Genomic DNA, 22551 nt, shown 5'->3' on the forward strand with positions numbered 1-22551 from the left:
ATTCACAAGTAAAAATACCGGCAGAGATATGTTGACTCTCTGTCGGTATTTTCTTGTTGTAGAGTTCTTTACTGTTGAGGTGTATCCGGATTCGCATCCGGCGGCGGCAGATCCGGAGTCGCCGATTGGTCGGGATCCGGCAGATCCGGAGTCGCCGATTGGTCAGGATCTGGAATTGTGGGATCCGGATCGTCCGGAATATCCAAGGAATAATCCCGGTTATCCTCTTCGGTTTCCCCTTCCTCTCCTTCCTCGTAGCTATACCCATGCCCAGTGCATCGTTCCGTCGGCAAGATATCGGTAGCGAAATATTCCGTAATCCCCGGACAGCTTCCAGGCACGGCGAGCATACCGCTGATGGAACAAACGGTTTTCTGCTCCACAGACGGCGGCATAGTGAATTCCTTTCGTTCCAGATTCGCATGAATCCTGCTCATAATGCTTTTCCAGAGCTGCAGATGGTAGACGGTATTCGTTAATTCCTTGTTATCGTCATATCCGCTCCATACAGCACAGGTATAATACGGTGTATATGCACAGAACCAGATATCCTTATTATCACTTGTGGTACCCGTCTTGCCCGCAACAGGCATATTGGGGAGCTGTGCCCGTGAGCCAGTACCGGCGTTTACAACATCCTGCATGGCGCTTGTAAGAAGCGCTGCCGTACTATCTTTGATTACAGTACGGGTTTCCCCGATTCCTTCTAACAGCACGTTGCCATCGTGATCTAATATCTTAGTGTATAAGGTAGGCGAGTTATAGACACCGCCATTTGCGATCGTCGCATATGCCGCGCAAATCTCGTAATTGTAGACGCCGTCTGTCAGACCGCCCAGTGCGAGGGTCTGGTTATCTAGGTCACTAAATACGCCCGCCTCCGTAGTCTTGCTCTTGACCAACGTGGAGATGCCGAATTTCTCGCAGTATTCAAAACCTAACTGCTGGGTAATCTCATCGCTTAACTTGACTGCACATACGTTATTAGACCAGGTAATCGCCTTGCGGATGGTGGTATCGCCGCCGTAACGGCCATTGGCGTTCCTCAACACCTTGCCGTTTCTTAAAGTATAAGGCTCGTCCTTTATTACGGTGGCAAGTGTCTTCCCGCAGGAATCCATTCCGGGTCCATATGCGGCAAGAGGCTTGAAGCAGGAACCAGGCTGTCTCTTTGAACCCTGATAGGCTCGGTTCAGTCCAAGGCTGGTCTCTTTGGCTCCCCGACCGCCGACCATCGCTTTAATCTGACCGGTGTTCTGGTCGATGATGGTTATCGAAGACTGCGGCTGAGGTGTGATATTGATGTTTTCATCATAGGTGTCGCCTTCTCTGGCGATCGTTGATTTCCATTCTTCTACCATGGCCCGCGCAGCTTCCTCACTGGAGTAGACAAGACCTTGTGAATCACCGTATGCATTCTTTGCATATTGTTTGATGTGACCGGAGCTGTAATTCTCTACAGTCCCGTCCGCACGGGTTACGGTAATCGCACAGTCCAAGCCGTATTCTTTCAGACTCGGATAGTTTGCATCGTTATTCGCCTCTTCATCACAGATCTGCTGCATCAAAAGGCTCTGGGTCGAGTAAATGCTCAAGCCTCCGCTGTATACAGCGTTGTAAGCCTGCGTCTCGGTATATCCCAGCTGCCCCATCAGGTCGTCGATCACCTGTAAAACAAGTGCATCCACAAAGTAACTATAGGGACTGCTTTCATTCGTAACACTGTTGACGGACTGGATTCTGGCATAGACGTCATCCGCCATTGCTTCATCGTAGGCAGCCTGATCGATATACCCCTGTTCCAGCATATCGTCCAGTACCTTCTTCCGTCGTTTCGCATTCCCTTCTGGGTTAGAGATAGGGTTTAGCCGCGATGGACTCTGGGTAATACCGGCGATAACGGCACATTCCGACAGCGTCAGGTCGTTCACGTTCTTGCCGAAGTACCGCTTGGCAGCGGCTTGTACGCCCAGACAGTTCTGACCGAGGTTGATGGTGTTCAGATAACTCTCCAGGATGGCGTCCTTGTCCATCTGCTTTTCAATCTGGACTGCGAGATACTGTTCCTGTAGTTTACGCTTCACAGAGTCGTAAAAGGTATCCTCATTCATAAAATCGAAGAGGTTATTTTTGATCAACTGCTGTGTCAGCGTACTGGCACCTTGAGAGAAATCTCCAGAGGTAAGTCCGATCACTCCTGCACGGATGATTCCCTGCAGGTCGATTCCGTTGTGTTCATAAAAACGTTCGTCCTCGATTGCGACAATGGCATGCTGTAAATCCTCTGGAATCTCCGAGATGGACTTAGACGTACGATTTGCGCCGGATTTAACGAAACGTGCAATCTCGGTGGTGCCGTCATCTGCATATACAAAAGAAGTAAAACCCTTAGGTTTCACCTTATCGGGAGAAATCTCCGGGCTGTCGTCGATGATCTTCTTGGCAAATACGCCGACTCCAACGACTCCTGTGACCCCGACTACGATAAGGCAGAGAAGAAATGCCTTAAAAAGCCGTACGCCAATCCGCTTCCCCTGCATGGTAGACTTAGACGTTATTTTTTTTTGCTTTTGTGAAGCTTTTTTCTTACCATAGTTCATATGTGAAGCCTCCTTTATACCTCGTTATTATAGCAAACAAATCTGGCGAAATAAAGAAAAAAATGAAAACTTCATATTTCGGTAGGAAAATCTTAAGAAATTCGTTATAGTAGTATATAAGAATGTAATAATAAGGAACTACTAAGGAAAGGATGATAAGATGTTGCCAGAATATAAGACGGTCTACAGAGGCGGAGAAGGGGAGATTACGGAGAAGAAATCCAGGTTTATAGCGAACGTGGTTCCCGTCTCCTCAGAGGAAGAAGCGGAGGAATTTATCGAATCTATGAAAAAAAAATACTGGGATGCAAGGCACAACTGTTATGCCTATATCATCGGGGAGCGGGGAGAGATAAAGAGGTTCAGCGACGACGGGGAACCGGGCGGGACGGCGGGGAAGCCGATTCTGGAGGTCTTGTCAGGGGAAGGGGTCACCAATGCGGCAATTGTAGTCACCCGGTATTTCGGAGGCACGCTGCTTGGAACCGGCGGCCTGGTTCGGGCATATGGGGCGGCGGCGAAGGAAGGGCTGTCGGCGTCGGCCGTCATAAATAAAATCCCTGGTATGCGGCTTTCGATTACGACGGATTACACGGGGCTGGGGAAGATCCAGTATCTATTGGGGCAGAGAGGAATCACCGTGTTGGATACCGTCTATACCGATAAGGTGGAGATGGAGGCGCTGGTATCTCTGAAAGAAGGCGCGGCGGTAAAGGTCGAGATTACGGAAGGAACGAACGGACAGGCTGTCCTGCAGGAGGGAGAGCCGTGTTATCTTGCTAAGATAGACGGGAAGATGCAGATAGTATAGCAATAAAAACCGGCAGTTTTAAAACTGCCGGCAAGGAAATTCTTAAACATACATATTCTACGAAACAAATCCCCCAATTTTAAACTTACGCATTATACCTGACGCCCCGGACTTGTACCTATGAAAATTCTGGTTCAATCAGCCCGAAGGAACCGTTCTTTCTGCGGTACACAACATTCACTTCATCAGTCTCCGCATTGCAGAATACATAGAAGTCATGTCCTAACAGCTCCATCTGTACACAGGCATCCTCCGGATACATGGGTTTGAAGCCGAATCTCTTGGTACGGACAATCTTAATCTGGTTCTCATCCTCGGAAGTCTCTTCTCCTTCGTAGAACTCATGCTTGAAGTTACCGCCTTCCTGATGCCTTGCAATCAGCTTGTTCTTATATTTTCTAAGCTGGCGTTCGATTACTTCCTCTACAAGATCAATGGAGACATACATATCGTTGCTTTCCTGTTCCGAGCGGATGATATCGCCTTTGACAGGAATCGTCACCTCAATCTTCTGACGCCCTTTCTGTACGCTCAATGTCACATGAATCTCCGTGTCAGAGGTGAAATACCTCTCTAATTTGCCCAGCTTGTTCTGTACGGACTCCTTCAAGCCCTCTGTTACCTCGATGTTCTTTCCAATAATGATAAACTTCATTCTGCCCAACTCCTTTTCGATCGCATTTCAAAAAGATTAGTCTGATAATTATTAGTCCGACTGGTAATCTATCTGATATATGTAGTATATCACGTTTGATTACTAATGTATAGAACGAATTACCTCAATTCTTGAAATTTTTTCGTCGTGAAGTTTGGCGACCCTCAGACCGCAGTCATGGAAGTATACACATGCGCCGACACGGGCAGTCTGTTCATTTTCCGCCAGCTTTTGGTTTACCACATCCATGAGGGTTTCATTTGGCTCATGGGGGATACCCAGGTTCAAAAGCCTGTTAATGGACTTGACCTTTGCGCTTGCACGGAAAAGGATAGCGTCTGAAATATCAAACTCACAGAAGAGGTATTTTCGTGTGGCAAATAAAACTGCAATGGCGGTGACGCCGACCAAGCTCCCCCAGATAGAAGAGTGGTCTGTGATAATCTGGCGCGCGATGGCAAACAATAGAACCTCAAAAACGGTATCCGGCGTATGGTAGTACATCATGCGGATTAGCTCCACGCCGATGATAAGGTTAAAACAGGTCTCGAGAAGATCGTCATAATTGGGCCATACCTCAAGGTTCGGGATGTTGCTCATGGCGCCGATCATACGGAAGCAGAGCAGGACGATTCCAATCGCTAATATAATAGAAATAACGAATTCCAGGACTTCCGTGACTCTCTTTAAAAAACGGGCGATAATCTGCTGCATAGGGTTTTCCTTTCTAATACGGTTGAAATAAAGACACTCTTTGGAATATACAGGGATAAATTACAATTACCCATAATACCAGTATAAAGTATTCGGACATCTTTGCCAAGATGGAACTTCCGAATATCAATGAAAAACCTCCTTTCAGCAGAAGTGCGGCAGTAAGCCCAATCAGGAGCTTTAGAATCTGCGTCCACATTCTGCCGGTGTGTGTGTCGAAATTCAACTTCGTCCGCTCCACATACCAGCCTACAGCAAAGCCAAGCCCCGCCCCGGCAGCCTTGCAGCAGTCCATGGCATACTTTGTCTCAATGACGCCATTACCATTAAGAAACAGAGAATAAGCAGCAGTTGCCAGAGACAGGCATACTAAGACAGCGGCAATCTGTTTCAGATACCGGGTGTCGTCAAGCAATACCGACTGGAATTTCCAGATGACAGTGGAAACCACAAGGGACAGGCCCATAGACACCAAGACGTCTTTCGGAGTGTGGCATCCCAAATACATTCTGGAAAATCCGATGAGCAGAAAGGCGGTGACGCACATAAGCCTGACCCATCTCCGGGAAACATAGAGGGACAGGGGGTAGAAGAGGCAAGTCGCACTCTGGGTATGGCCGCTTGGGAAGGAATAACCGGTTGCTCCCGAAACGGCGCTGTCTACCGGCTGAAATGTTGGGTCCAAAATCCATGGCCTGGGGATACGGAATGTGATTTTCAACGCCTGCACGCCCAGACCCGCCGTAAAATAGGTAAAGCCCAATAGATAAGCAAAGCGTTTATCCGCACACCAGTAAAATGTGCAGATAACCGCTATGACAATCAGTTCTTGCCCGAAATAGGTAATGAATTGCATCAGTTGATTCAGGAAGGGAGTCCGTATCCCCTCCAAAAGAAATAAAAACGTCATGATCTGTTTCCTCGTTTCCGCATCTTAGGGTCCAAGATTTTCTTGCGAATCCTAAGTGATTTTGGGGTGACTTCCAGTAATTCGTCTGTGTCAATAAAGTCCAGCGCTTCCTCTAAACTTAGAATCTTCGGCGGAGTCAGGCGGAGCGCCTCGTCCGCGCTGGAAGAGCGGGTATTGGTCAGATGCTTGGTCTTGCATATATTGACTTCGATATCGTCCGTCTTGGCATTCTGCCCGATGACCATACCAGAATAGACCTTTTCACCAGGCCCGATGAAGAGGATTCCCCGCTCTTGTGCGCCAAAAAGCCCATAAGTGACCGATTCTCCTGTCTCGAACGCAATCAAGGAGCCGCTCTTGCGGTACTGGATGTCGCCCTTAAAAGGAGCGTACCCTTCAAATGCTGTGTTCATAATCCCATTCCCCTTGGTGTCGGTCAGGAATTCCCCGCGGTATCCAATCAAGCCTCGGGCAGGGATCAGGAATTCAAGCCTCGTATAACCGCCGTTGGAGGTTCCCATGTTCTGTAGTTCCCCTTTCCGCTGGCTTAATTTCTCAATGATAGTCCCGGTAAATTCATCTGGGACATCGATATAGGCAGTTTCCATAGGTTCCAGCAGCTTGCCGTTTTCGTCCTTTTTATATAGTACTTCTGCCTTGCTGACAGCAAACTCATATCCTTCCCGGCGCATATTTTCTATTAATACGGATAAATGCAGTTCCCCGCGCCCGGATACCTTGAAGCTGTCGGTGCTGTCGGATTCTTCCACCCGGAGGCTGACATCCGTATTCAGTTCCCGGAACAGGCGGTCGCGCAGATGCCGGGAGGTGACATATTTCCCTTCTAATCCCGCGAAAGGACTGTCGTTGACGATGAACTGCATGGCAATCGTGGGTTCTGAAATCTTCTGGAAGGGGATTGCAGACGGGTTCTCCGGCGAGCAGATGGTATCCCCGATGGAAATGTCTGCGATTCCGGAGATTGCCACGATGGAACCGATAGAAGCCTCCTTCACATCCACTTTGTTCAATCCGTCGAATTCATATAATTTGCTGATCCGTACTTTTTCCTGGCGGTCAGGGTCGTGTTCGTTCACCACTACCGCATCCATGCCTACCTTGATGGTTCCGTTATCCACTTTCCCGATACCGATCCGTCCCACATATTCATTATAATCAATGGTACTGATCAATACCTGGGTATCTGCCTTTGGGTCGCCCTCAGGAGCCGGGATATAGTCAAGGATCGTCTCGAAGAGCGGCTTCATGTCCCGTTCCTCGTCTGTCAAGTCTAAGACGGCTACCCCGGACTTGGCAGAAGCATAGACGAAGGGACAGTCAAGCTGCTCATCGGAGGCGTCCAGATCCATGAACAGCTCCAGAACCTCGTCGATGACTTCATTGGGCCTTGCCTCCGGGCGGTCGATTTTATTGATACATACGATGACCGGCAGGCTTAATTCCAGGGCTTTCCTAAGGACAAATTTTGTCTGGGGCATGGCTCCCTCAAAAGCGTCTACCACCAGGATTACTCCGTTGACCATCTTGAGCACCCGCTCTACCTCGCCGCCGAAGTCCGCATGTCCCGGCGTATCGATAATGTTGATTTTGGTTCCATGGTAATAGACGGCAGTATTCTTGGACAGAATCGTGATTCCCCGTTCCCGCTCGATATCGTTGGAATCCATTACCCGTTCTTCCACCGCCTGATTCTCACGGAATACCCCGCTTTGTTTCAGCAGTTCATCTACCAGCGTGGTTTTTCCGTGGTCTACATGTGCGATAATCGCAATATTCCTTACATCTTCACGTTTTGTTTTCATATTATTATCATCATCCTTTTCTATGCACAACTAAAACTCACACGTTAGTTTACCATATTTTTAAAAATTTACAAGTATTTTGGTTCTAAAATAGAAATGAGCGTCATAAACTAAGTAATGACCCCGCAAATCTAAGGGGGAATGCTTGACAACGTAAAATACGATTCGGAGGAAGGGAGATTGTAGAATTATGTCAGATAAGATTATTGAAAACAACCAGGTAACCATTATGGGAGAGATCGCGTCACCGTTTCTTTTCAGCCATGAGGTCTATGGAGAAGGATTCTACATGGTAGATGTGCATGTGAAGCGTCTGAGTAACTCGGAGGATAATATCCCTCTGATGATATCGGAGCGGCTGATTGACGTGACTCAGGATTACACGGGCGAATTCATCATGGTGAGCGGGCAGTTCCGCTCATACAACCGGCACGACGAGCAGAAGAACCGTCTGGTGCTGTCCGTGTTCGTGCGGGAAGTATCTTTTATCGATGAAGAACTTGACGGGGCGAAGACGAATAACATTTTCCTGGATGGGTACATATGTAAGCTGCCAGTCTACAGAAAGACGCCGCTGGGAAGAGAGATCGCGGATCTTTTGCTTGCCGTGAACAGGCCTTACGGGAAGTCGGATTACATACCATGTATCTGCTGGGGGAGGAATGCGAGATTTGCGTCAGGATTTGAAGTTGGCGAGCATGTCCAGATCATCGGGAGGATTCAGAGCAGGGAATATATTAAGAAACTGTCGGAGACGGAGACCGAGAAGCGGGTTGCCTATGAAGTCTCGGTCAGCAAGCTGGAATGTCTGGAAGATTAGAAAACATCCTGAAAACAACCCGAGACTTTCATTGACATCATATTTGATTGATGATAGAATTTTTATAAAATGAATATGAATGTCAGGAGGATTACGAATGGCTATTTTTACAGGAGCCGGGGTGGCGATTGTCACACCATTTAATGAAGATGAAAGTATTAATTATGATAGACTGGACGAACTGATTGATTTCCATTGTGAGAACGGGACGGACAGCATTATCATTTGCGGCACGACGGGGGAATCTGCCACGATGACGGAGGAAGAGCATCTGGAATGTGTGAAGTTTGCCATCGACCGGGCAAAGGGGCGCATTCCGGTGATTGCCGGGACTGGTTCTAACTGCACGAAGACGGCGGTGGACATGTCGAAGGAGGCGGCGGACTATGGTGCGGACGGGCTTCTGATCGTGACGCCGTACTACAACAAGGCCACTCAGGCGGGGCTGATTGCCCATTATACTGCGGTGGCAAAGGAGGCGAAAGCGCCGATTATCATGTACAGCGTGGCAAGCCGTACAGGATGTAATATCGAGCCGGCGACGGTGGCGTCCCTTGTCAGGGATGTGGAGAACATTGTGGGCGTGAAGGAGGCTTCCGGCAATATTTCCCAGGTGGCGAAGATTCTGTCACTGACGGACGGGAATGTAGATTTGTATTCGGGAAACGACGACCAGATTGTACCGATTCTGTCGCTGGGCGGCAAGGGCGTGATTTCCGTGTTGTCCAATGTTGCGCCCAGGGAGACTCACGATATCTGTGCGAAGTTTTTCGAGGGAGATACGGAAGGGAGCGCGAAGCTCCAGCTTCGGGCGATTCCGTTGGTGGAACAGTTGTTCAGCGAAGTGAACCCGATTCCGGTGAAGAAGGCGATGAAGCTTATGGGTATGGACTGCGGGGGCTTACGCATGCCGCTTACGGAGCTTACCAAGGGACATGAGGAGACGCTGGCGGCAGCCATGAAGGAATTCGGAATTAAACTTTAGGAGGACAAAAGATGGTACGTGCGATCATGCATGGATGCAACGGTAAGATGGGGCAGGTGATTACCGGTCTTATCAAAGCCGACGAGGGGATAGAATTAGTAGCGGGAATTGACACCTATACAGGGTTAAAGAATGATTACCCGGTGTTTGAGCGTATAGACCAGTGTAATGTGGAAGCAGATGTCATCATCGATTTCTCGAACGCAGGGGCGGTGGATGCGCTGCTTGATTACTGCGCGGACAGGAAGGTTCCGGTGGTGCTGTGTACGACCGGGCTTTCAGAAGACCAGCTTGGGAAGGTGAAGGTGGCGTCGGAAAAGACGGCGGTGCTCAAGTCTGCCAATATGTCTTTGGGCATCAACCTTCTGATGAAATTACTTCAGGATGCCGCAAAAGTGCTTGGCACGGCGGGATTCGATATTGAACTGGTGGAGCGCCACCATAACCAGAAGGTGGACGCGCCCAGCGGGACGGCGCTTGCGTTGGCAGATGCAATCAACGAATCAATGGATGATGCTTATGAGTATGTGTATGACAGAAGCCAGGTGCGCAGAAAGAGGGAAAAGAAGGAGATTGGCATCTCGGCAGTCCGTGGAGGGACGATTGTGGGCGACCATGAAGTGATTTTCGCCGGGGCGGACGAAGTAATTGAGTTTAAGCATACGGCTTATTCTAAGACGGTGTTTGGCAAGGGAGCCGTGGAGGCGGCGAAGTTCCTTGCGGGAAAACCGGCGGGGGCATACGATATGTCGGATGTCATCCGGTTTTAGTTTTAGAAGAGCAGTGACAGGTACGTAGTATACGGAAGAGATAAGTAATGCGGCAGTTATGTGCGGCGGTATTTGCCGAATTTGCCGAATTTGCCGCATGGAATGATATTTACATGGGAGGATTATCATGAAAGAATTGGAAGTACGTTATTTGGAGAGGCTTTCCCAATTATATCCGACCATCGCAATGGCATCGACGGAGATTATCAATCTACAGGCGATTCTGAACCTTCCGAAAGGAACCGAGCATTTCCTTACGGATATCCACGGGGAATATGAGGCATTTTCCCATGTGCTCAAGAATGGTTCGGGAGCAGTGCGCCGTAAAGTCGATGATGTCTTCGGGAATACTATGAGTAGCAAGACCAAGCAGGCTCTTGCTACTCTTATTTATTATCCCAAGGAGAAGATGGACAGGATTAAGCGGGAAGAGGACAACATGGAGGACTGGTACAAGATTACCCTGTACCGTCTGATTGAGATCAGCAAGCGGGCAGCCAGCAAATACACCCGCTCCAAGGTGAGGAAATCCCTGCCGGAGGATTTTGCCTATGTCATCGAAGAGCTGATTACGGAGAAGGCGGATATCATGGATAAGGGATCGTACTATAACTCGATCGTGAGCACGATTATCAGAATCGGAAAGGCGGAGAAGTTCATCATTGCCCTGAGTGAGCTGATTCAGAGGCTTACAGTGGATCACCTGCATATCGTGGGAGATATCTATGACAGGGGGCCAGGTCCCCATATCATCATGGATAAATTAATCGACCATCATTCTGTGGACATCCAATGGGGGAACCATGACGTGCTGTGGATGGGGGCGGCGGCAGGACAGAGGGGATGTATCGCCAATGTCATCCGTATTTGTGCAAGATACGGTAACTTGGATATTCTGGAGGAAGGGTATGGGATTAATCTGCTTCCGCTGGCGACGTTTGCCATGAATACCTATAGTGACGACCCATGCAAATGTTTCCTGTTAAAGGGCGATTCCGGCCATGGGAAGAATGAGATGCTGATTGATATCAAGATGCACAAGGCAATCTCTATCATCCAGTTTAAGGTGGAGGGCCAGATTATCCGGAATAATCCCGGTTTCAACATGGATGATAGGAATCTTCTGCACCATGTTGACTATGAGAAGGGAACGATTGAGATTGACGGCAAGACTTATGAGATGCTGGATAAGAATTTCCCCACAGTTGACCCTAAGAATCCCTATGCGCTGACCAAGGAAGAAGAGGATATCATGGAACGGCTGGAGCAGGCGTTCCTGAACTGTGAAAAATTACAGCGGCATATGCGGTTCTTGTTGAATAAAGGCGCTTTGTACAAGGTGTATAACAATAATCTTTTGTATCACGGGTGCGTTCCGCTGAATGAAGACGGAAGTTTGAAATCTGTGTGCATTTACGGGAAGTCTTATCAGGGGAAGAGCCTGTATGAGATTCTGGAGAGTTATGTGCGCAAGGGATTCCATGCCCTTGACGACGTGGAACGGGAGCGGGGCAAGGATATGATGTGGTATATCTGGCTCAGCGAGGGATCGCCGTTATTCGGGAAGGATAAGATGGCGACTTTTGAGCGGTATTTCCTTGCGGAGAAGGAGACCCATAAGGAGAAGAAGAATCCGTATTACAGCCTTTTGGAAGAGGAGGACGTGGTGAACGGAATTTTGAAGGAATTCGGGTTGCCGGAGGAAGACACTCATATCATCAACGGCCATGTCCCGGTCAAGAGTAAGAACGGGGAGAACCCAGTGAAGTGCGGCGGCAAGGTCATGGTCATTGACGGCGGATTTTCCAAGGCTTACCAGAAGGAGACGGGGATTGCGGGGTATACGCTGATTTCTAATTCCTATGGGTTGATTCTGGTGGCGCACGAGCCTTTTGAATCTACGGAGGCGGCGATTGAGAAGGAGAGCGACATCCATTCTGACAGCGTGATCGTGGACCGGGTGCTGGAAAGGAAACTGGTCGGGGATACGGATGACGGAAGGGATTTAAAAGAGCAGATCGCGGATCTAGAGGTGCTTCTTCGGGCGTACAGAAGCGGGCAGATCGCGGAGCGGCTGTAGATATACCCAAGGGCCATCTTGTGATGCATGCTTCTTTGGGGCGGAGGTACTTCGTCCGTTAAGGAACAAGGGGGTGTCTGAAAATCTTATTTTCCGGCACCCCCTGTTTTTATACCACGGCCTCAATGATTGTCTTATTGCCGACAACAATTTCATTGACGCCGATTTTTTTCTTCTTGTTGAAATTAAAACTGAGCATATAGCCTTTATCCGTATGATAGGCATCCAGATAAGCGGATAGCTGACGCTCGCCGCGAGTATGATATTCTAGCCCATGCCATATCTTGATTTCGATGATAAATTGTTCCCCGCGGTAATCGACAATCACATCTGTGCGCCCCATGTCCCGTGTCTGTGCTTCCACATAATAATTGCCGACTCCGTTAATAATTGGGCGGAGGTACAAGAGGAACAGTTTGCGGCCAGAATTTTCAATAAAAGTTTCATCGCTGTCTTTGTAAAGGTCGTGGAAATGTATGACGAATCTTTCCAGAATATGCCGCATATTCAGATGACCGTCCATCACAAAACAATTCTTATCTCTTTGAGATGCCGTGTAGATATCCATGCGCTGCATTTGTGCGCCGGATAGGTACAGGTTGTAGAGGCGTGTCTCAAAGATACGGTTGGAAATCTCTACGGTTCCATGGTTGTTCCGGATGAACCCAAACATAGTGGCAACATCAAAAGCAGGTTCATCCGTATTATAAGAAATCGCAGCTCCTGTGAAAAGCAGTTTTTCGATTAATGTGTTTAATTCGGGATAATCGGTAAGTTTTCCAATGAGAGAGTCAAACAGTGTGTTTTTCTCCGAAAGCAGCATACGTTCCGCAGCAAAGAAACCGTCGCTTGTCCAGGGAGATTTTGTGCGGAAAGCATCGGATTGAGCCACATCCTCGTCTATCAACTTGCACAGTGCGGATACCAGATATGGGTAGCCGGAAGTGTAATGAAACAGCAGGCCTGCAATGCTGCCGATATCCATCCCGGTATGCCGGTCAGCTTCGTATGACCTTAACATTCCTGCAATATCATCTTGGGAAAAACTCATGTCTACCTTAAAGCGCGTGGCAATATTCCAAGGGCTGTTCGTCTTGTGCGCGTCGTCCGGGCGAAGTTTTCTTCTCATATTCTTCACGTCGCAGACTCCGGCCAGGATTACGGAATGGAAGGTCTGCGTGCCAAGGGTATCCCGTTCCAGATAATAATTTCTTAACTGTGCGAGAAAATCCAGAAATACCTGATTGTCTGCGGCGCTGTCCACTTCGTCGATAATCAGGATGATTGGCCTGGCTGATGCGTGGCAGATTCGGATTAAATATTGAAATAAATCATACAATGAAAACTCTTTTTTTTCTTCTGAGACTGCCATATCCAATTCGGAAAGAGAGTCTTGTAATTCTTCCGGAATAAGAGGGTTCTGCCGATATATCCGCTGCAGAAAATACCGCGCAAAAGTCAGGGAAAATATATTGCCATCTGCAAATTTTGCCGTGTCCAAAGCCTGAAAATCCAGATTCACCACCAGATAATCATCACCAAGAAACCGGTTCAGGGCATATAATGTGGTAGTCTTGCCATATTGCCTTGCCCGGTTGATCGTGAAATAAGCTCCCTGGTCAATTAAAGTGCGTATTTGCCCAAGCTGTCTGCTGATATCGACCATATAATGCCTGGTTGGAATGCATACGCCCGTTATATTGAAGATTTTTCCCATCTTTTCAGGCTCCTTTCCTATAAGATATGAAAATCATAGCATAGAAATAATGTTCTTTCAAGAATGGCGTCCCTATGTTTTGTAAAAAATTCCAGTATAGGATTTCTTTTTTTGCAGATATTACTGATAACAAGTATTACTTGATTATAGATAAAGATACATGAAAGGGAGAATTTGACATGAAACAGTTAAAGAAAATGGTACTGATTTTAATGTGTACAGGCGCAATGCTTGGAATGACGGCCTGCGGAAGCGATGGCAACGCAGATGACAATGCAGCGAACAACAATGCGGCAAACGACGGCAATACCAACAATGGTAACACCAACAACGGCAACACCAATAACGGAAATACCAATGGCGCTACAGACGGTACGGACCGTGACGATGGAGATAATATAGCCGATGAGATTGGCGATGATGTCCGCGACGGCATGGATGACGTGGGAGATGCCCTGGATGGGAACGACGACAATAACAACATCAATAACAACAATGACGGCGTCAATGATGACAAGGTTAGATAATATTTGAATGAGGAGCTGCTTTTCCGGTTGATTCTGGATGAGCAGCTTTTTGACAGTTTGGCCAAAAGACTTATTGTGACAGAGGATTGAATAAAGGCTTTACACCTAAATCACTTATTGATATAATGAGAATACAAAAGTAAACGGCACTTTAAAAGTGAGGTGATAATATGGGCATGAGCGACGAACAGTTTGAAGTGTATAATGCATTGATCACTTTTGTCGATGAATTAATTGACAGAGAAACGGATGAAAAAGAAAGAGCGAAGCTGAAAATACGCAAGAAAAATATCCTCGCAAACAACAAAGAAGTAAATTAGCATGAACCAAAGGTGCGAAGTCTTTATTGAGATAATAAAGATTTTGCACCTTTTTTATGCGTAGGTTTTCGTCAAATTGGATAAAAGATAGGAAATATATTGTTAAAATTTCTACAAACAAAATGCTTGTTAATTTATTGTCAATGTGTTATGATGTCTTCAGAAGGCGGCAGGAAACGACAAATTACACAGTGGTTCTGACGCCAGGCGTACTGGCATAAGCTAAAGAGAGCCAGTATTCCAGAATCAGTAGAAAATGCATAGAGAAGGAGAAGAAAACATGAGCTGCAAAGTCACAATCATTGGTGCCGGAAGCGTAGGCGCCACAATTGCGTACACATTGTCCGGCGAGGACATGGCATCTGAGATCGTTCTGATCGACATCAACAAGGAGAAGGTAGAGGGCGAGGTCATGGATATCGAGCAGGGAACCTGTTTCAGAGATCCGGTAGCTATTGTAGCAGGTGAGTATGAGGATGCGAAGGATTCCGACATTGTAATCATCACATCTGGAATTGCGCGTAAGCCAGGCCAGACCAGAATCGAGCTGACACAGACCAACGTTGATATCTTAAAGCAGATCACACCGGAGATTGTAAAGGCGGCACCAAAGGCGCTTTATATCATTGTAAGCAATCCGGTCGATGTTATGACCTATGTATTCACAAAGATTTCAGGTATCCCGGAGAATCAGATTATTGGTTCCGGAACTGTCTTAGATTCCGCGAGACTCCGTTGCGGACTTTCCGAACATTTTAAAGTAGCACAGAGAAATATTCATGCATATGTATTTGGCGAGCATGGAGATACATCCTTTATTCCATGGTCTGCGGCGCGGATTGCAGGCGTTAACGTAGACGATTTTGTTGCAATGATGCCACATCTTGGAAAAGACGCCAAAGAATTGGACAAAGATGCAATGCTTACCTACGTGCAGAAATCCGGCGGCAAGATTATCGCCAACAAGGGAGCGACCTTCTATGCAGTCACGAGAGGCGTCTGCAGATTATGCAGCATTCTGATGTCCGCGTCCGAGTCCGTTACCACCGTATCTTCCATGATGCACGGGGAATATGGAATCGAAGACGTATGTTTAAGCACATTGGCTTTGGTTGGCCCTAACGGTATTCAGGGCAAGATTCCAATGGCCCTTACAGAGGAAGAGGTAGGCAAGTTAAAGGCAAGTGCGGATGCATTGAAAGCTGTCATCGCACAGATTGAACTGTAGTCACAGAATTATTGACTTATGAAAAACTTCATATTAATATAAAAATGAAGTTTCGACAAAATATAGTAAGAAAGGACAGCGAGAACTATGAAGTACAGTTATTATCCGGGATGCACTTTGAGAACAAAGGCAAAGGATCTGGATGTTTATGCAAGGGCTTCAGCAGCGGCTCTGGGAATCGAGTTAGAAGAGATCGAAGACTGGCAGTGCTGCGGCGGGGTCTACCCTCTTGGTTCTGACGAAATCGCCACGAAGTTGTCTTCTGTGCGCGCCTTAAATGCGGCGAAGGAGAAGGGACAAGAACTGGTGACCATGTGTTCCGCATGCCATCATGTCATCAAACGTGTCAATGACGACATGAAGAACGTAGAAGACATCCGCACCAGGGCGAACAATTACATGGAGCTTGAAGAACCTTATGCGGGCGAGACGGTAGTTCTTCATTTCCTGGAAGTCCTTCGCGACAGAGTAGGATTTGACGAATTGAAGAAGAAAGTGACGAATCCTCTGACGGGAAAGAAAATCGGTGCATACTATGGGTGTCTCCTCCTTCGTCCGAGCAAGCTGTTAAGTTTTGACGACCCGGAGAACCCGAAGATCATCGAGGATTTTATCCGCGCCATCGGCGCAGAGCCGGTTATTTATCCGTACCGCAATGAATGCTGCGGCGGGTACATTTCCCTGAAAGAGAAAGAAATGTCCAAAAATATGTGTGAAAAGATCATGGACAGCGCAGAAGGCTTTGGGGCGCAGATGTTGACTACGGCATGTCCGCTCTGCCTGTATAACCTGAATAAGAGTACAGGCAAAAAACTTCCGGTGGTCTACTTTACCGAACTGCTTGCCGAGGCTCTGGGAGTGAAAGAGGAGGTGCCAAAATCATGAGTTCTGAAAAGAAACAGGCGGAGCTGATTAAGGAAATCAGCGGCGTGAATCCGCTGAAATGTATGAAGTGCGGCAAATGTTCCGCCACCTGCCCGTCCTACAACGAGATGGATATCAAGCCCCATCAGTTTGTGTCCTACGTAATCAATGAAGATATTGAAAGCCTGGTAAATTCTAAGTCCCTGTGGAAATGTCTTTCCTGCTTCGCGTGTGTGGAGAGATGTCCCCGCGACGTAAAACCAGGGAAGTTGATTGACGCCGCAAGACAGGTCGTCGTGCGTCAAAAAGGCCAGAATTATCTGCTGGCAGACGAGATTCCGGAGCTTTTAGACCCGGAGCTTCCGCAGCAGTTATTAGTAAGTGCATACAGAAGGTACAGGAGGTGAGAAAAAAGTGCAGCGGATAGGAGTATTTGTCTGCCATTGCGGAAGCAATATTGCCGCTACGGTAGACGTAAATAAAGTAGCAGAGATGGCGCTCATGGAGCCGGGGGTTGTCCATGCCGAGGATTATCAGTATATGTGTTCCGAAGCCGGACAGGCGAAGATTGCGGCGGCGATTGCCGAGAAGCATTTGTCAGGAATCGTAGTATGTTCCTGTTCCCCGCGTATGCATGAGGCTACGTTCCGGAAGGCGGCCGAGCGCGCAGGATTGAATCCTTATATGGTGGAGATCGCCAACATCCGTGAACACTGTTCATGGATTCATAAGGATATGGATGAGGCGACCAAGAAGGCGGTTATCCTGATGCGGGCGGCAGTTGCAAAGGTGAACTTAAACACGCCGCTTCAGGCGGGAGAGAGCCGCGTTACCAAGCGTGCGCTGGTTATCGGCGGAGGTATCGCCGGCATCCAGACAGCCCTTGACATTGCAGACGCAGGTTATGAAGTGGATATCGTGGAGAAGACCCCGAGCATCGGCGGAAGGATGTCGCAGCTTGACAAGACCTTCCCGACCCTTGACTGTTCTGCATGTATCCTGACCCCTAAGATGGTGGAAGCGTCAGCCCATGAGAAGATTACCATCTATACATACAGTGAAGTGGAAAAAGTCAGCGGATTCGTGGGTGATTTCACCGTAGATATCCGAAAGAAAGCAAGAAGCGTGGATATGGACAAATGTACGGGCTGCGGCGTCTGCCAGGAGAAATGCCCGTCCAAGAAAGCGCCAAGCGAATTTAATCGTGGCCTTAACACAAGAAGCGCCATTTATACGCCGTTTGCACAGGCAATCCCGAACGTTCCGGTGATTGACCGCAATGAGTGTATCAAATTCAAGACCGGAAAATGCGGTATCTGTTCCAAAGTATGTCAGGCAGGAGCCATCGACTATGAGCAGAAGGACGAGATTATTTCAGAGAAATACGGTGCGATCGTAGTCGCCACAGGGTTTGACACCATCAACCTTGACAAATATGACGAGTATGCTTACAGCCAGAGCAAGGACGTCATTACATCCTTGGAATTGGAACGTGTGATGAATGCGGCAGGACCGACCCATGGTCATTTAGAGCGTCTTTCCGACGGAAAAGCGCCTAAGGAGATTGTATTTATCCAGTGCGTGGGAAGCCGCTGCTCCGATGACAGAGGAAAACCCTATTGTTCCAAGATTTGCTGTATGTACACGGCAAAACATGCGATGCTGATAAGGGACAAATATCCGGACGTGAACGTGACGGTATTCTATATCGACGTACGTACTCCCGGCAAGAACTTCGACGAGTTCTACAGAAGAGCGGTAGAGCAGTATGGAGTGAATTATATCAAGGGACAGGTGGGGAAGGTAATTCCGCAGCCAGACGGGAAATTGCTGGTACAGGGTTCAGACCTGCTTGACAACCGGCAGATTTTGAAAGAAGCGGATATGGTAGTCCTTGCTACGGCCATCGAGCCGAATCCGGACGTGCGCAAGATTGCGACCATGCTGACTGCAAGTATTGACACCAACAACTTCCTGACGGAGGCTCATGCAAAGCTTCGTCCGGTAGAGTCGCCCACAGCGGGAATCTTCTTATCCGGCGTCTGCCAGGGACCGAAAGACATCCCGGAGACGGTGGCGCAGGCAGGAGCCGCTGCCGTGAAAGCCATCGGATTGCTTGCCAAGGATAAGCTGATGACGAACCCGTGTACCGCCAAGGCAGATACCTTGCTGTGTAACGGATGTTCGACCTGTGAGAATGTGTGTCCTTACGGTGCGATTACTTATGAAGACCAAGAGGTCAATGACCATGGAATCCGCGAGACGCGCCGGGTGGCAGTAGTCAACAATGCGCTCTGCCAGGGCTGCGGTGCATGTACCGTTGCATGTCCGTCAGGCGCCATGGATCTGCAAGGATTCTCAAATAGACAGATTATAGCGGAGGTGGATGCAATATGCCGTTAGAAAATAAAGAATTCAAACCTAAAATTGTAGCGTTCTGCTGTAACTGGTGCAGCTATGCGGGAGCCGATCTGGCCGGGAGCAGCCGTTTGACCTACCCTGCCGACGTGAAGATTATTCGTGTGCCATGCTCCTGCCGCGTGAATCCCATGTTCATTCTGCGGGCATTTGAAAAAGGCGCGGACGGAGTCATTATGTGCGGATGCCACCCGGGAGACTGCCACTATAGCACCGGAAATTACTACGCAAGGAGGCGTATGACGCTTCTGTTCTCCATGCTTGATTACATCGGCGTGGAAAACGGGCGTACCCGCGTGGAGTGGGTGTCTGCGGCAGAGGGCGTGAAGTTCTCCGACACGATGAACAGTTTTGTGGAGAAAATCTATTCTCTCGGTGAAAACGTAAGATTGGGGGATTTGAGATGCAAGAGCTAATAAATCGTGCAAAAGAGCTGCTGGCAGACGGGACTGTGGCACGGGTTCTCGGCTGGAAGGCCGGAGACTTGCCTTATAATCCGGAACCGGCTTACTTCGAGACGGAAGAAGAGTTAAAAGATTTTGTTTATAATGGTTTCTGCGGGGCGAATTTGAGCAAATATATGATTGAGGCTTCCAAACTTGACGGGAAGACTATGGTCTGTTTAAAGCCATGCGATACATATAGCTTTAACCAGTTAATCAAAGAACACCGGGTAGACAGGGACAAGGCGTACATCGTCGGTGTAGGGTGCAAAGGCAAACTGGATATTGAGAGAATCAAGAAGCAGGGAATCAAAGGAATTGAGAGCATCGAAGGCGCAGAGATTACGGACGAGGCAGAAAGCTTAAAAATTCAGACCATTTACGGGGAAAAGACCCTTGCGTACGCAGACGCCATGTTAGAGAGATGCCATGTCTGCAAAGGCAAAGACCATATGATTTTTGACGAGCAGATCGGGGAATCCAAGGATACCAAGGATGCTGAGCGTTTCGATGAGGTAGCGAAGATCGAGGCCATGAGCCCGGAGGAGAAATTTGCATTTTTCCAGAGCGAGTTAAGCAAATGTATCCGCTGCAACGCCTGTAGAAATGCCTGTCCGGCCTGCAGCTGCCGCAAGTGTGTGTTCGACAGCAACAAGTTTGACAGCTCCCAGAAGGCAAATGTGGATTCCTTCGAGGAGAAGATGTTCCATATCATCCGTGCGTTCCATGTGGCGGGAAGGTGTACGGACTGCGGCGAGTGCAGCCGTGTATGCCCCCAGGGAATCCCGCTTCATCTGTTCAACCGCAAATTTATCAAGGACATTGATGAATTATACGGTGAATATCAGGCAGGGGCAGATACCGAGTCAACGGCGCCGCTTACCGACTATACGTTTGAGGACGCGGAACCAAGTATTGTAGGAAAGAGGGGATAATGTATGTACAAGATAGCCAAAGAAAATCTTTCCGCATTATTCCAGTTAATCGCGGATAAGCAAGAGCTGTATGTTCCGGTAAAGACCGCTGGGCAGACCAACTTCGGGGCTTGGAGCAAGGATGCGGAAGTAGACCTTGACACGTTAAAGACTGTAAAATCGGCAAAAGACGCATTTTTCCCCCAGAGTGAAGGGCTTTATACGGTCCGGAAAGAGGGAAAGAAGATGTCTATCGAGCCGGAGAGCTTAAAAGAGCAGGATTTTGTAGTGTTCGGCATGAAAGCCTGCGACGTAAAAGGCATGGAAGTATTGGACAATGTATTCTTGTCCGACCCGGTGGATACGTTCTATGCGGCAAGAAGGGACCATGGGACGATTGTCGCTTTTGCCTGCCATGAGCCGGAGGAAACTTGTTTCTGTAAGGTATTCGGCGTGGACGCTGCAAGCCCGGCTTCCGACGTTGCAGTATGGACGGCAGGGGAAGAACTCTACTGGAAGGCATTGACAGAAAAAGGGGAAGCGCTTACGGAAGCCGTGAAAGAGCTATTTACAGACGACGCAGACGGCGAGGCGAAAGTAGAGGCGGAAAAAGAAAATATCCATAACATTGTGGAGAAACTGCCCTATATGAACCTTTCCTTGGAAGGCTGGAACGGGGACGCCCTTTCCGAGAAATTCGATTCCCCGGTTTGGGAAGAGTTATACAAGCCATGTCTGGCATGCGGCACCTGTACCTTTGTATGTCCTACTTGCCAGTGTTATGATATCAAGGATTATACGGCAGGAAACAGCGTATCCCGTTATAGATGCTGGGATTCCTGCATGTACTCAGACTTTACGATGATGGCTCACGGCAATAACCGTACCAGCCAGATGCAGAGGTTCCGCCAGAGGTTCATGCATAAGCTGGTGTATTATCCGGCGAATAACGACGGAATGTACTCCTGCGTAGGATGCGGCCGCTGTGTGGAGAAATGCCCCCAGGCCCTTAACATTGTGAAGGTTGTAAAGGCGTTTCAGAATCAGGGAGGTGAAAAATAATGGGTGAATGTACATGTCATAAGAATTATACATTAGATACGCTGATTCCTCAGGTGGGCGTGATTACGGATATCCGTCAGGAGACGCCGGATGTAAAGACGTTCCGGGTCAATGCTCCCGAGGGCGGCAAGCTTTTCGAGCATATGCCGGGACAGTGCGCTATGGTCTGTGCGCCTGGAATTAGCGAGGGTATGTTTTCCATTACTTCTTCTCCGACCAATAAAGAGTATCAGGAATTCAGTATTAAGCAGTGCGGTATCCTGACGGACTATCTCCACAGCTTAGAGGTGGGCGATGAGATTACGGTCCGGGGACCCTACGGCAATTCCTTTCCGGTAGAGACGGAGCTTAGAGGTAAGAACCTGCTATTCATTGCAGGCGGTATCGGGCTTGCGCCCCTTCGTTCTGTGATCAACTATGTGCTGGATAACCGTGAGAATTATGGGACGGTGGATATTGTCTATGGTTCCCGTTCTGCGGAGGATTTGGTTCAGTTAAAAGAGATACAGGAAGTCTGGATGAAGGCAGAGGGCGTGAACGTCTATCTGACCATCGACAGGGAGCAGGATAACTGGGACGGACATGTGGGTTTTGTTCCGAACTACGTAAAAGAGCTGGGATTCGACACAGACAGGACGGCATTGGTCTGCGGGCCTCCGATTATGATTAAGTTCGTACTTGCAGGATTAAAGGAGCTTGGATTTACGACGGAACAGGTGTATACCACATTAGAGCTGCGTATGAAGTGCGGAGTCGGCAAATGCGGACGGTGCAATATCGGCTCGAAGTATGTCTGCAAAGACGGCCCTGTGTTCCGTTATGATGAAATCGACGAACTTCCCAATGAATATTAAAGGCTCACCAGTTTAGCCATATAATTTAGAGAAAGG

At 48.3% G+C, this 22551-nt stretch carries 21 protein-coding genes; 15 read left to right on the top strand and 6 right to left on the bottom strand.

Annotation, left to right across the window (positions count from 1 at the left end; translation table 11 throughout):
* Positions 1–68: 68 nt before the first annotated feature.
* On the bottom strand, positions 69–2600 hold the full coding sequence (locus tag AC6I3O_RS08815) for a transglycosylase domain-containing protein (protein WP_497850573.1): 2532 nt from the start codon (positions 2598–2600) through the stop codon (positions 69–71).
* 160 nt (positions 2601–2760) lie between these two features.
* Here AC6I3O_RS08815 and AC6I3O_RS08820 point away from each other — a divergent pair, with 160 nt between their 5' ends.
* Positions 2761–3411 carry a YigZ family protein gene (locus tag AC6I3O_RS08820; protein ID WP_497850574.1) on the top strand — a complete coding sequence of 217 codons (651 nt, stop codon included), beginning with the start codon at positions 2761–2763 and terminating at the stop codon, positions 3409–3411.
* A gap of 118 nt (positions 3412–3529) precedes the next feature.
* On the opposite strand, the gene hpf is transcribed toward AC6I3O_RS08820, so the two are convergent.
* The 4 genes from hpf to typA all read right to left on the bottom strand — a co-directional run bounded on the left by hpf (position 3530) and on the right by typA (position 7513).
* Positions 3530–4066: a ribosome hibernation-promoting factor, HPF/YfiA family gene (gene hpf, locus AC6I3O_RS08825; protein WP_497850575.1), complete on the bottom strand. Its 537-nt coding sequence runs from the start codon at positions 4064–4066 to the stop codon at positions 3530–3532.
* A 102-nt stretch (positions 4067–4168) separates the two neighbouring features.
* Entirely contained in the window at positions 4169–4780 is a 612-nt protein-coding gene (locus AC6I3O_RS08830; RefSeq protein WP_497850576.1) for a transporter, read from the bottom strand.
* Between the two features lie 13 nt (positions 4781–4793).
* The gene (locus tag AC6I3O_RS08835; RefSeq protein WP_497850577.1) at positions 4794–5690 is read right to left on the bottom strand and encodes a phosphatase PAP2 family protein; all 897 of its coding nucleotides are present in this window, start codon (positions 5688–5690) and stop codon (positions 4794–4796) included.
* Positions 5687–7513 (bottom strand): translational GTPase TypA, encoded by a 1827-nt coding sequence (typA, locus tag AC6I3O_RS08840; RefSeq protein WP_497850578.1) that lies wholly within the window; start codon positions 7511–7513, stop codon positions 5687–5689. Before typA ends, AC6I3O_RS08835 begins: the two co-directional genes overlap by 4 nt.
* Positions 7514–7703: 190 nt before the next feature.
* On the opposite strand from typA, the gene AC6I3O_RS08845 reads away from it, so the two are divergent.
* The 4 genes from AC6I3O_RS08845 (at position 7704) to AC6I3O_RS08860 (ending at position 12168) form a co-directional block, all read left to right on the top strand.
* The gene (locus AC6I3O_RS08845) at positions 7704–8333 is read left to right on the top strand and encodes a single-stranded DNA-binding protein (protein ID WP_497850579.1); all 630 of its coding nucleotides are present in this window, start codon (positions 7704–7706) and stop codon (positions 8331–8333) included.
* 97 nt (positions 8334–8430) lie between these two features.
* Entirely contained in the window at positions 8431–9318 is an 888-nt protein-coding gene (gene dapA, locus AC6I3O_RS08850; protein WP_497850580.1) for a 4-hydroxy-tetrahydrodipicolinate synthase, read from the top strand.
* A gap of 11 nt (positions 9319–9329) precedes the next feature.
* Positions 9330–10088, top strand: a complete 759-nt coding sequence (dapB, locus tag AC6I3O_RS08855; RefSeq protein WP_497850581.1) for a 4-hydroxy-tetrahydrodipicolinate reductase — start codon at positions 9330–9332, stop codon at positions 10086–10088.
* A gap of 127 nt (positions 10089–10215) precedes the next feature.
* Complete coding sequence (locus tag AC6I3O_RS08860; protein ID WP_497850582.1) at positions 10216–12168, top strand: fructose-1,6-bisphosphatase; 1953 nt, start codon at positions 10216–10218, stop codon at positions 12166–12168.
* Positions 12169–12277: 109 nt separating this feature from the next.
* Here the strand turns inward: AC6I3O_RS08860 and AC6I3O_RS08865 are convergent, their stop codons facing one another.
* Positions 12278–13885, bottom strand: coding sequence for an AAA-like domain-containing protein (locus tag AC6I3O_RS08865; RefSeq protein WP_497850583.1), 1608 nt, complete (start codon positions 13883–13885; stop codon positions 12278–12280).
* A gap of 179 nt (positions 13886–14064) precedes the next feature.
* Here AC6I3O_RS08865 and AC6I3O_RS08870 point away from each other — a divergent pair, with 179 nt between their 5' ends.
* The 10 genes from AC6I3O_RS08870 to AC6I3O_RS08915 all read left to right on the top strand — a co-directional run bounded on the left by AC6I3O_RS08870 (position 14065) and on the right by AC6I3O_RS08915 (position 22515).
* Positions 14065–14412, top strand: a complete 348-nt coding sequence (locus AC6I3O_RS08870) for a hypothetical protein (RefSeq protein WP_497850584.1) — start codon at positions 14065–14067, stop codon at positions 14410–14412.
* 176 nt (positions 14413–14588) lie between these two features.
* A complete protein-coding gene (locus tag AC6I3O_RS08875; RefSeq protein WP_497850585.1) occupies positions 14589–14732 on the top strand; it encodes a hypothetical protein in 144 nt (47 codons plus the stop codon).
* A 280-nt stretch (positions 14733–15012) separates the two neighbouring features.
* Positions 15013–15960 (top strand): L-lactate dehydrogenase, encoded by a 948-nt coding sequence (locus AC6I3O_RS08880; protein ID WP_497850586.1) that lies wholly within the window; start codon positions 15013–15015, stop codon positions 15958–15960.
* Between the two features lie 87 nt (positions 15961–16047).
* Positions 16048–16845 (top strand): CoB--CoM heterodisulfide reductase iron-sulfur subunit B family protein, encoded by a 798-nt coding sequence (locus tag AC6I3O_RS08885; RefSeq protein WP_497850587.1) that lies wholly within the window; start codon positions 16048–16050, stop codon positions 16843–16845.
* Positions 16842–17231, top strand: coding sequence for a 4Fe-4S dicluster domain-containing protein (locus AC6I3O_RS08890; RefSeq protein WP_497850588.1), 390 nt, complete (start codon positions 16842–16844; stop codon positions 17229–17231). Before AC6I3O_RS08885 ends, AC6I3O_RS08890 begins: the two co-directional genes overlap by 4 nt.
* Before the next feature lie 7 nt (positions 17232–17238).
* Entirely contained in the window at positions 17239–19227 is a 1989-nt protein-coding gene (locus AC6I3O_RS08895; RefSeq protein WP_497850589.1) for a 4Fe-4S binding protein, read from the top strand.
* Entirely contained in the window at positions 19218–19658 is a 441-nt protein-coding gene (locus AC6I3O_RS08900) for a hydrogenase iron-sulfur subunit (protein ID WP_497850590.1), read from the top strand. Before AC6I3O_RS08895 ends, AC6I3O_RS08900 begins: the two co-directional genes overlap by 10 nt.
* The gene (locus AC6I3O_RS08905) at positions 19646–20620 is read left to right on the top strand and encodes a 4Fe-4S dicluster domain-containing protein (protein WP_497850591.1); all 975 of its coding nucleotides are present in this window, start codon (positions 19646–19648) and stop codon (positions 20618–20620) included. The genes AC6I3O_RS08900 and AC6I3O_RS08905 overlap by 13 nt, the downstream gene beginning before the upstream one ends.
* Positions 20621–20623: 3 nt before the next feature.
* Complete coding sequence (locus AC6I3O_RS08910) at positions 20624–21661, top strand: 4Fe-4S dicluster domain-containing protein (RefSeq protein WP_497850592.1); 1038 nt, start codon at positions 20624–20626, stop codon at positions 21659–21661.
* Positions 21661–22515, top strand: coding sequence for an FAD/NAD(P)-binding protein (locus tag AC6I3O_RS08915; RefSeq protein WP_497850593.1), 855 nt, complete (start codon positions 21661–21663; stop codon positions 22513–22515). Before AC6I3O_RS08910 ends, AC6I3O_RS08915 begins: the two co-directional genes overlap by 1 nt.
* Positions 22516–22551: the final 36 nt, after the last annotated feature.

This window comes from Sporofaciens sp. St.21A7 (genome assembly GCF_059728535.1).

What these genes read in the sequence shown, in the direction of transcription:
- AC6I3O_RS08815 (WP_497850573.1), bottom strand. Translation starts at nt 2,600, where the DNA reads ATGAACTATGGTAAGAAAAAAGCTTCACAAAAGCAAAAAAAAATAACG.
- AC6I3O_RS08820 (WP_497850574.1), top strand. Translation starts at nt 2,761, where the DNA reads ATGTTGCCAGAATATAAGACGGTCTACAGAGGCGGAGAAGGGGAGATT.
- hpf (WP_497850575.1), bottom strand. Translation starts at nt 4,066, where the DNA reads ATGAAGTTTATCATTATTGGAAAGAACATCGAGGTAACAGAGGGCTTG.
- AC6I3O_RS08830 (WP_497850576.1), bottom strand. Translation starts at nt 4,780, where the DNA reads ATGCAGCAGATTATCGCCCGTTTTTTAAAGAGAGTCACGGAAGTCCTG.
- AC6I3O_RS08835 (WP_497850577.1), bottom strand. Translation starts at nt 5,690, where the DNA reads ATGACGTTTTTATTTCTTTTGGAGGGGATACGGACTCCCTTCCTGAAT.
- typA (WP_497850578.1), bottom strand. Translation starts at nt 7,513, where the DNA reads ATGAAAACAAAACGTGAAGATGTAAGGAATATTGCGATTATCGCACAT.
- AC6I3O_RS08845 (WP_497850579.1), top strand. Translation starts at nt 7,704, where the DNA reads ATGTCAGATAAGATTATTGAAAACAACCAGGTAACCATTATGGGAGAG.
- dapA (WP_497850580.1), top strand. Translation starts at nt 8,431, where the DNA reads ATGGCTATTTTTACAGGAGCCGGGGTGGCGATTGTCACACCATTTAAT.
- dapB (WP_497850581.1), top strand. Translation starts at nt 9,330, where the DNA reads ATGGTACGTGCGATCATGCATGGATGCAACGGTAAGATGGGGCAGGTG.
- AC6I3O_RS08860 (WP_497850582.1), top strand. Translation starts at nt 10,216, where the DNA reads ATGAAAGAATTGGAAGTACGTTATTTGGAGAGGCTTTCCCAATTATAT.
- AC6I3O_RS08865 (WP_497850583.1), bottom strand. Translation starts at nt 13,885, where the DNA reads ATGGGAAAAATCTTCAATATAACGGGCGTATGCATTCCAACCAGGCAT.
- AC6I3O_RS08870 (WP_497850584.1), top strand. Translation starts at nt 14,065, where the DNA reads ATGAAACAGTTAAAGAAAATGGTACTGATTTTAATGTGTACAGGCGCA.
- AC6I3O_RS08875 (WP_497850585.1), top strand. Translation starts at nt 14,589, where the DNA reads ATGAGCGACGAACAGTTTGAAGTGTATAATGCATTGATCACTTTTGTC.
- AC6I3O_RS08880 (WP_497850586.1), top strand. Translation starts at nt 15,013, where the DNA reads ATGAGCTGCAAAGTCACAATCATTGGTGCCGGAAGCGTAGGCGCCACA.
- AC6I3O_RS08885 (WP_497850587.1), top strand. Translation starts at nt 16,048, where the DNA reads ATGAAGTACAGTTATTATCCGGGATGCACTTTGAGAACAAAGGCAAAG.
- AC6I3O_RS08890 (WP_497850588.1), top strand. Translation starts at nt 16,842, where the DNA reads ATGAGTTCTGAAAAGAAACAGGCGGAGCTGATTAAGGAAATCAGCGGC.
- AC6I3O_RS08900 (WP_497850590.1), top strand. Translation starts at nt 19,218, where the DNA reads ATGCCGTTAGAAAATAAAGAATTCAAACCTAAAATTGTAGCGTTCTGC.
- AC6I3O_RS08905 (WP_497850591.1), top strand. Translation starts at nt 19,646, where the DNA reads ATGCAAGAGCTAATAAATCGTGCAAAAGAGCTGCTGGCAGACGGGACT.
- AC6I3O_RS08910 (WP_497850592.1), top strand. Translation starts at nt 20,624, where the DNA reads ATGTACAAGATAGCCAAAGAAAATCTTTCCGCATTATTCCAGTTAATC.
- AC6I3O_RS08915 (WP_497850593.1), top strand. Translation starts at nt 21,661, where the DNA reads ATGGGTGAATGTACATGTCATAAGAATTATACATTAGATACGCTGATT.